Source organism: Myxococcus vastator (genome assembly GCF_010894475.1).
GTDB lineage: Bacteria > Myxococcota > Myxococcia > Myxococcales > Myxococcaceae > Myxococcus > Myxococcus vastator.
Genome location: NZ_JAAIYB010000058.1, coordinates 20,470 through 27,575 on the forward strand (window position 1 = coordinate 20,470; position 7,106 = coordinate 27,575).

The following is a 7,106-nucleotide window of genomic DNA, read 5'->3' on the forward strand; positions in this document are numbered from 1 at the left end:
GGCGGCGCAGGATAAGGGCCCGGTATGGGGGCGCAATGGTCTGTTACTTCTCGATGCGTTCCTTGACGTCGAAACGCCCGGCCAGCACCTGATGTTTCTCAATCACCAGCCGGTCCGCCGTCAGCGCGCCCCGGACGTCCAGGCTGTAGTCGTTGTAGTAGGCGTCCACGACCGAGGCCTTGAGGTTGCCTCCGATGATGACGGGGCCCTCGGTCTGGAAGGTGTCGCATTCGAAGTCGCCGCCCACGAAGAGCTGGCACCCCTGAACGTTGGACGCCTTGCCCTTCACCGTCAGATTCCCCGTCACCAGGAGCGACAGCACCTTCAGGGGGCCCTCCACCACCAGGTCACCGTGGTGGACGAAGGGGTTCTTGGACACTTTCTTGAGCGTCTTGCTCGCGGGGGCCCGCGTGGAGACCTGCCGGATGAGGTCGATGGTGGCGAAGACGAGCGGGGCGTTCGTGTTGCCGTGCTCCGCGATGCCCGCGTAGAGCTGGTCGATGGTGACCGAGTACTCCTCGACGAAGACACTCTCCATGAACGCGCGGAGCTGCTCCCACGTCCGAGGGCCGACCCCCGCGGGTGCATCCCCTGACAGGTATTGGGTGACGCGCTCCTCGGAGAGCTCCTTCACCTTCTTGGGCGGAGGGCCTCGCTGGTCCTTCGACTTCTTCAGGTGCTCCACGAGCATGGGGCCCACGTTCTTGCTGTGCCGCGAGGCGCGGGCGGCGGAGAGCACGGACCTGCCACCCTCCGTCTTCAGACGAGGGTCGATGCCCTGCTCGATGAAGAACCGCACGACGCGGTCGGAGCCGAACTCCGCGGCGCGGTGTATCGGGAACTCGTAGCCCGAACTCGCCCGGATGTCGGCGCCGTACTCCATGAGCACCTGGATGACTTCGACGTTGTTCTGGGTGACGGCGATCATCATCGGCGAGTGGCCGTTGAGGGTCTTGAAGTCCAGGCTGACGCCGCTGGCGAGCAGCGCCCGGATTCGAGCCACCACCTCGGCGTTCTTGTGCTCCGCCTTGGCCAGGCGCTGCTGGTACTCGGCTTTCGGCAGTTCGACCCGGTGATAGGTCTGGATGTAGTGGAGGTCGTCAATCTGCCGGATGAGGTCTTCGAGCTCCCGCTGCTGCTCTGTCATCGAGTCCGTTCCTTCAGTTCGCGATGCGGCTCACGCCCAACGCACCACCAGCTTGCCCACCGAGTCATTGTCCGCCATGCGCTCCAGCGCCTGCCGGATGTCCGCGCGCGGCACCACCGCGTCGACCACAGGCCGCAGCGCCCCCGAGCGGAACAGCGGCAGCAGGTGCCGCTCCGCGCTCTGCGCCAGCGCCATCTTCTCTTCGAGAGCACGGCTGCGCAGCACGGTGCCGGTGACGCGCAGCCGCTTCGTCAGCACCGTGCCCAGGTTCATCTCCGCGGCCGCGCCCGCCACCAGCCCCACCAGCATCAGCCGGCCCCGGGGCGCCAGGGCGTTCAGCGTCTCCGGCACGTAGCCGCCGCCCACCAGGTCCAGGCAGAGGTCCGCGCCCCGGCCACCCGTCTCCTCGCGCACCGCGTCCGCGAAGCGCGGCGGCTTGCTGTCACACAGCACCGTGCGCGCCACGCCCCAGTCGGCCGCGCGGGCCAGCTTCGCCGCGCTGCGGCCCGTGCCCACCACGCGCGCGCCCATGGCCTGGCAGATGAGCGCCGCCGCCGAGCCCACGCCGCTGGCCACCGCGTGGACGAGCACCGTCTCACCAGGCTTGAGCTCGCCCTGGAGCACCAGCGCGTCGAACGCGGTGAGGTACGCCTCCGGGAGGGCCGCCGCGTCGGCGAAGTCCATGCCGTCGGGGATGGGCATCGCCTCGCGCTCGTGGGTGACGAGCAGCTCCGACCACGCGCCCCCGCCCACCAGTCCCATGACGCGGTCGCCGGGCTGGAAGCGCCGTGCGCGCGGGCCCGCGGCCACCACCTCGCCCGCGTACTCCAGGCCGGGGATGTCCGGCGCCACGTCCGGCGGGGCAGGGTAGTGACCCCGAAGCTGCAGAAGGTCCGCTCGGTTGAGCGCGGACGCTCGGACCCGGACCAGAATCTCTCCCGGGCCTGGGACAGGCTCGGGACGCTCTTCCTCGGCGAGGACCTCGGGGCCCCCAGGGCGGGTGATGCGAAGGACCTTCATGGCGGGCACGAAACATCCTGGCTCGCGAGAGCGTCAACGCTTATCTAGAACACCGTCCATCATGAGCACCCTGACGTGTCCCATCTGCCAGAAGCCCGTTCCCCCGCGCGGGGAGAACGCTGGTTTTCCCTTCTGCTCCAAGCGCTGCCGCGCCGTGGACCTCGGCCGGTGGCTGGGCGAGGAGTACCGCGTCCCCGACCGGCAGGCGGATGAGCAGGAGGACGAGCTGCCCGCCGACAGCCACCCGGAGCGCCAGCGCGGCGACGCATGAGCGGCTTCGTCGACCTGCACTGCCACCTGCTGCCCGGTGTGGATGACGGGGCACGTACGCTGGAAGACGCGCTGGAGATGGCGCGGGCGCTGGTCGACCTCGGCTTCTCCACCGTCGCACCCAGCCCGCATGCGCGCCCCGAATACGCCCCCGTGGAGGTGGTGGACGCGCGCCGCGCGGAGCTGGCGGAGGCCCTGGCGCGCGAGCGCATCCCCCTGACGTTGGGGCGCAACGCGGAGAACGTGCTCGACGATGCCTTCCTGCGCGGCCTCACCACGCCGCAGGCCCGCAAGCTGGGCCCGGGCCGCTACGTGCTCGTCGAGCTCCCCTACACCGCGCCGGTCCCCGCGCTGCCGGACATCCTCTTCCGCATCCGCACCAAGGGCGTGGTGCCGCTGCTGGCGCACCCCGAGCGCTGCCTGGAGTTCGAGCGGAAGGGCCGCGCCGCGGAGGCCGTTCGAGCTGGGGCACTGTTGCAACTGGATGTCGGGGCGCTCATCGGCCGTTATGGCGGCACGGCGAAGAAGCTGTCCCGCGCCTTCCTGGATGACGGGCTCTACGCGGTGGGCGCCACGGACCTGCACGGGCCCGTGGGGGCTCGGGACTGGGTGGGCCGCTCGCTGGCGGAGCTGAGGAGCAGGGCAGGGGACGCGGCCTTCGCCCGTCTCATGAGAGACAATCCCGCGAGCCTGCTGGCCGGGGAGTCACTGGAGTCCGACCCGGACTGACGGTATACCCGGCCGCTGTGAAACGCGCCGTCAAACTCCTGGCCAGCCTCCTGGTCACCTTCCTCTTCATGTGGTGGGCCTTCCGGGACACGGACTGGGCCACGCAGCTGGCCAGCCTGAAGTCGGCCAACTACGCGTGGGTGGTGCCGTACTTCGGCTGCCTGCTGGCCATCCACGTCTTCCGCACCCTGCGCTGGGGCTGCCTCCTGTCGGGCCTGGAGCCCGTCCCTTTCCGCAAGCTGAACGAGGCCTCCGGCATCGGCTTCATGATGCTGCTGGTGCTGCCCTTCCGCCTGGGAGAGTTCGCGCGGCCCTTCCTCATCGCGCAGCGCAGTGGCATCCGCCGCAGCGCGGCCATGACGTCCGTGGTGCTGGAGCGCATCGTGGACGGCCTCTTCGTGGCGGCGATGCTGCGGGCGCTGCTCTTCTTCGTCCCCACGGAGACGCCGGAGATTCGCTACGTCAAGCTGGGCTCGTGGCTGATGTTCGCGGTGTTCGGCGGCGGGCTGGCGTTCCTCCTCTTCGGCCTCTGGCAGCAGCAGCGCACGGTGAACCTCGTGCGCGCCACGGTGGGCCGGCTGGCGCCGCAGGTGGCGGACAAGGTGGCGGACATCGTCGACACCTTCGTGGGCGCCATGCGGCAGTTGCCGAAGGGGCGGCAGGTCGCGCTCTTCTTCCTCTACACGGCGCTGTACTGGGGCGTGAATGGCGCGGGCATGTCCATGCTGGCCAATGCCTTCGACTGCTCGGGCGCGGCGCCGGGCACCGTCTGCGAGCCCATGGGCCTGACGCTCTTCCAGGCCTACGTTGTGCTGGGCGTGCTGGTGGTGGGGCTGATGATTCCCGCGGCGCCGGGGATGATGGGCACCTTCCAGGCGGCCACGAAGGTGGGCCTGAGCCTCTTCCTTCCGGCCGCCGCGGTGAACGCCAGCGGGCTGGCCTACGCCAACGTCATGTGGCTGTGCCAGACGGTGCAGCAGGTGGGCCTGGGCCTCATCCTGCTGTCCATGGGCCACCTGTCGTTCAAGGACATCGCCGGCAAGCTGGACGACAAGGAAGGCGAGGCGGCGGCACCCTCCGCCTGACGCCGGGCCGCGCTTGGGCCCCCGGGTGTCCCATGCGGCTCCCTACGGAGTGGGCGATGCCGCCTGCTCCGGCTCGGCGGCAGCGGCGTCCGTGTTCGCGGGGGCGGTGTCGCCGCTCTTGCCCGTCACCACGCCCTTCACCTTCTCCATGGCGGCCTTCGGGTCGATGTTGCCCTTGAAGTTGCCGAACGGAGTGTCGATGACCTGCTCCCGCTTCTCCGAGGAGGCGTAGCCCTCTGGCGCGCAGAGGGCCTTCGCGCTGTCGCGCACGGAGACGACCGGGGTGTTGATGGTGGTGGAGTCCTCGGTCGTGGCCTTGGCGACGAGCTTGTCGTCGCGCATCAGCACGCAGCGGTCCTCGCCGTAGTACCAGGCGGTGGAGCTGTCCGGGAACTCCTGCGCGCGCGTGGGCCCTGAGCCCATGGCGTCGACGACTTGATGGGACGACATGCCCGGGTAGAGCTTGTCGAAGCCGGAGGTGGCACAGCCGGCGGCGGCGAGCGCGAGCGCGGCGCTGACAATCGGGAGACGCATGGGGTGTGGGCTCCTTCCGAAATGGAGTCGCGGAGCCTACCCCGGCGTCACGCCCGGCCTCCAGGTGGGGGCCGGACGACGGTTGCCCTCATGACTGGCCTTCCTCCTTGGGCGTGCCACGGCCGTACTTGCCGAGCAGGTCCTCCACGGCCTCGCGCAGGTACTCGCTCTGGTGGATGCGGGTCCGCCGCGCCAGCTCGCGCAGCTTCTGGACCTGCTCCTCGGGAACCAGGACGTGGGTGGAGACGATGTCGGCGTCCGGGCCTCGGACGTCGACAGACACTTCCGTGGCCGCCGGGGACGACGGCGCCTCGGGGCTCAGGGGACTGGCGCTTCCATCCTGCATCGGACTTCCTCCGGGCGTGGCTGCTACAGGCCGCTACCTGCCTGTCCGAGGCATTAGGCGGGCGGACAGGCACGCCGTCAAAAAATGCGCCGGAAGCCAGGCGGCCGAGCCACCCCGCACACCGCGTTGACAGGGCCCTGGGGGCGCTGCTACTTCGCCGCTTGCCTTAGGGGAGTAGTTCACGCCAGCGGCGCTGGCGGCGGGAAGCTCGACACACTGGCTGGAAACAGCCCGGGCCCCCACCTCGTGATGTTCGCGAGACGAACGAGACCTTCGGACAGGGATTGTCGTTTCTTCCTGGCCGAGGTCCGTCGTGCGCGCGTGCTGCCCTGGCGTCTCCCACGAGCCTGAACCCCGGCCCCGTCTTTGCGAGGGAGTCTGATGCTGGAAGCGCTCGTGGGTTCATTCGTGTTGGTGGCCGCCAGTGAGATGGGGGACAAGACGCAGCTGCTCGCGTTCTCCCTGGCCACGCGGTTTCGCAAGCCGTGGCATGTGCTGGCGGGCATCTTCGTCGCCACCGTCGCCAATCACGCGCTGGCGTCCAGCGTGGGCAGCTGGGTGTCCGCGCACGTGCCGGCGAAGTGGATGGCGCTGCTCCTGGCGGTGCTCTTCATCGGCTTCGGGCTGTGGACGCTCAAGCCGGACACGCTGGAGGAAGATGGCGGCAAGCCGCCGCGCTTCGGGGCCTTCCTCACCACGGTGGTGCTCTTCTTCCTCGCGGAGATGGGGGACAAGACGCAGCTGGCCACCATGGCCGTGGCCGCGCGCTACCAGGCGCCGCTGACGGTGACGCTGGGCACCACGGCCGGGATGATGCTGTCGGACGGCCTGGCCGTGTTCCTGGGGGACCGGCTCGCGGGCCGGGTGCAGATGAGCTGGGTGCGCTGGGCCGCCGCCAGCCTCTTCTTCGTCTTCGGCGCCCTGTCGCTGTGGACGGCGCTTCGGATGTGACGGAGAAGTGCATTGCGCTTCAACCCGGGAAAAGCTCCCATGCGAGAGGTCCGGGATGACCCGGACCTTTCTTCAGGAGCTGGAATGCGTTCCCCCCTTCGTTTCTCCGCGATGATTCTGATGAGCGCCCTCCTGGGCGTGGGTTGTGACGGTGCCCAGCCGCAGGACCCGATGGCCGCCACCGAGGTGGTCCCCGAGACGGCGGAGGTGAAGCAGGGCGCCGTGGGCGACGTGCTGCTGCGCTGTGACGAGTTCCAGGGCGGCACGCACCTGGAGGTCGTCCAGACGGCGACCGGCTTCGAGGCCGCGTACGTCTCCGAGGAGTACGACCCCTGGGATTGCCGCTGCACGTACGTGAAGCGTGAGGTGCTGGGGCAGTACCACCAGTGCCGCAAGTCCACGGTGGACCCGCGCATCATGAACTGCTTCCGCATCGAGCCGACGGGCACGACGGGCAAGGTGGTGCTGTCGACCACGCGCGTGCAGAAGACGCAGATGGTCATCGGCAGCAGCCAGACGGTGAACTACAGCGAGCTGAGCGTGGCGGCCATCAACCAGGACCCCGGCCAGACGCCGCGCCGCGACTACGTCTTCCCGCTGAACGACTGCCAGTAGGCTGTCCCTGGGCCGGGGCGTCGGTGGGCCCCGGCCCTTTTTCGTGGCGGGCGGCGATGATTCCGTCGGGGACGTTCAAGGACCCCGACGGCCACGTGTGGATGCTGGAGAAGGTGGGCTGAAAAGAAAAACCCCGGTGTCACCGTGAAGGTGACGCCGGGGTAGTGGCCAGGGTCAGACTTGAACTGACTACCTGCGGATTATGAGACCGCCGCTCTAACCAGGTGAGCTACCTGGCCGTAAGTAGGCTGCAACCTACGGCTTTTACTGCGGAACTTCCACTGCCTTCCTACCTGCTCGCCCGGTGTCCATGCAACAGCTTTGGCAACGGGGCGGGGCACTTCGCGCTTCGGGGCGGCTCTATACCACATGGCGGGCGGAGGGCAACGGGAACGAAGCGGTGGGGACG

At 69.1% G+C, this 7,106-nt stretch carries 9 protein-coding genes and 1 tRNA gene; 5 read left to right on the top strand and 5 right to left on the bottom strand.

What is annotated here, in order from left to right; all coding sequences use genetic code 11:
* Positions 1–43: 43 nt before the first annotated feature.
* Together G4D87_RS08655 and G4D87_RS08660 are read right to left on the bottom strand one after the other, a co-directional pair.
* Positions 44–1,147 (bottom strand): ankyrin repeat domain-containing protein, encoded by a 1,104-nt coding sequence (locus G4D87_RS08655; protein ID WP_163780806.1) that lies wholly within the window; start codon positions 1,145–1,147, stop codon positions 44–46.
* A 30-nt stretch (positions 1,148–1,177) separates the two neighbouring features.
* The gene (locus tag G4D87_RS08660; protein ID WP_163780807.1) at positions 1,178–2,167 is read right to left on the bottom strand and encodes an NAD(P)H-quinone oxidoreductase; all 990 of its coding nucleotides are present in this window, start codon (positions 2,165–2,167) and stop codon (positions 1,178–1,180) included.
* 61 nt (positions 2,168–2,228) lie between these two features.
* On the opposite strand from G4D87_RS08660, the gene G4D87_RS08665 reads away from it, so the two are divergent.
* Genes G4D87_RS08665 through G4D87_RS08675 form a run of 3 tightly spaced genes read left to right on the top strand, consistent with a single transcriptional unit; the run spans position 2,229 to position 4,251 of the window.
* The gene (locus G4D87_RS08665; protein WP_163780809.1) at positions 2,229–2,438 is read left to right on the top strand and encodes a DNA gyrase inhibitor YacG; all 210 of its coding nucleotides are present in this window, start codon (positions 2,229–2,231) and stop codon (positions 2,436–2,438) included.
* Positions 2,435–3,166, top strand: coding sequence for a tyrosine-protein phosphatase (locus tag G4D87_RS08670; protein WP_163780811.1), 732 nt, complete (start codon positions 2,435–2,437; stop codon positions 3,164–3,166). Before G4D87_RS08665 ends, G4D87_RS08670 begins: the two co-directional genes overlap by 4 nt.
* A gap of 17 nt (positions 3,167–3,183) precedes the next feature.
* The gene (locus tag G4D87_RS08675) at positions 3,184–4,251 is read left to right on the top strand and encodes a lysylphosphatidylglycerol synthase transmembrane domain-containing protein (RefSeq protein ID WP_163780813.1); all 1,068 of its coding nucleotides are present in this window, start codon (positions 3,184–3,186) and stop codon (positions 4,249–4,251) included.
* Between the two features lie 42 nt (positions 4,252–4,293).
* Here G4D87_RS08675 and G4D87_RS08680 read toward each other — a convergent pair whose 3' ends face one another.
* Positions 4,294–4,785 carry a hypothetical protein gene (locus G4D87_RS08680; protein WP_163780815.1) on the bottom strand — a complete coding sequence of 164 codons (492 nt, stop codon included), beginning with the start codon at positions 4,783–4,785 and terminating at the stop codon, positions 4,294–4,296.
* 88 nt (positions 4,786–4,873) lie between these two features.
* Positions 4,874–5,131: a ribbon-helix-helix domain-containing protein gene (locus tag G4D87_RS08685; RefSeq protein WP_141592137.1), complete on the bottom strand. Its 258-nt coding sequence runs from the start codon at positions 5,129–5,131 to the stop codon at positions 4,874–4,876.
* A 381-nt stretch (positions 5,132–5,512) separates the two neighbouring features.
* Here G4D87_RS08685 and G4D87_RS08690 point away from each other — a divergent pair, with 381 nt between their 5' ends.
* Both G4D87_RS08690 and G4D87_RS08695 read left to right on the top strand, forming a co-directional pair.
* The gene (locus G4D87_RS08690; RefSeq protein ID WP_163780817.1) at positions 5,513–6,082 is read left to right on the top strand and encodes a TMEM165/GDT1 family protein; all 570 of its coding nucleotides are present in this window, start codon (positions 5,513–5,515) and stop codon (positions 6,080–6,082) included.
* Between the two features lie 84 nt (positions 6,083–6,166).
* Positions 6,167–6,697, top strand: coding sequence for a hypothetical protein (locus tag G4D87_RS08695; RefSeq protein WP_163780819.1), 531 nt, complete (start codon positions 6,167–6,169; stop codon positions 6,695–6,697).
* Positions 6,698–6,862: 165 nt separating this feature from the next.
* Here the strand turns inward: G4D87_RS08695 and G4D87_RS08700 are convergent.
* Positions 6,863–6,936, bottom strand: a tRNA-Ile gene (locus tag G4D87_RS08700).
* Positions 6,937–7,106 lie beyond the last annotated feature (170 nt).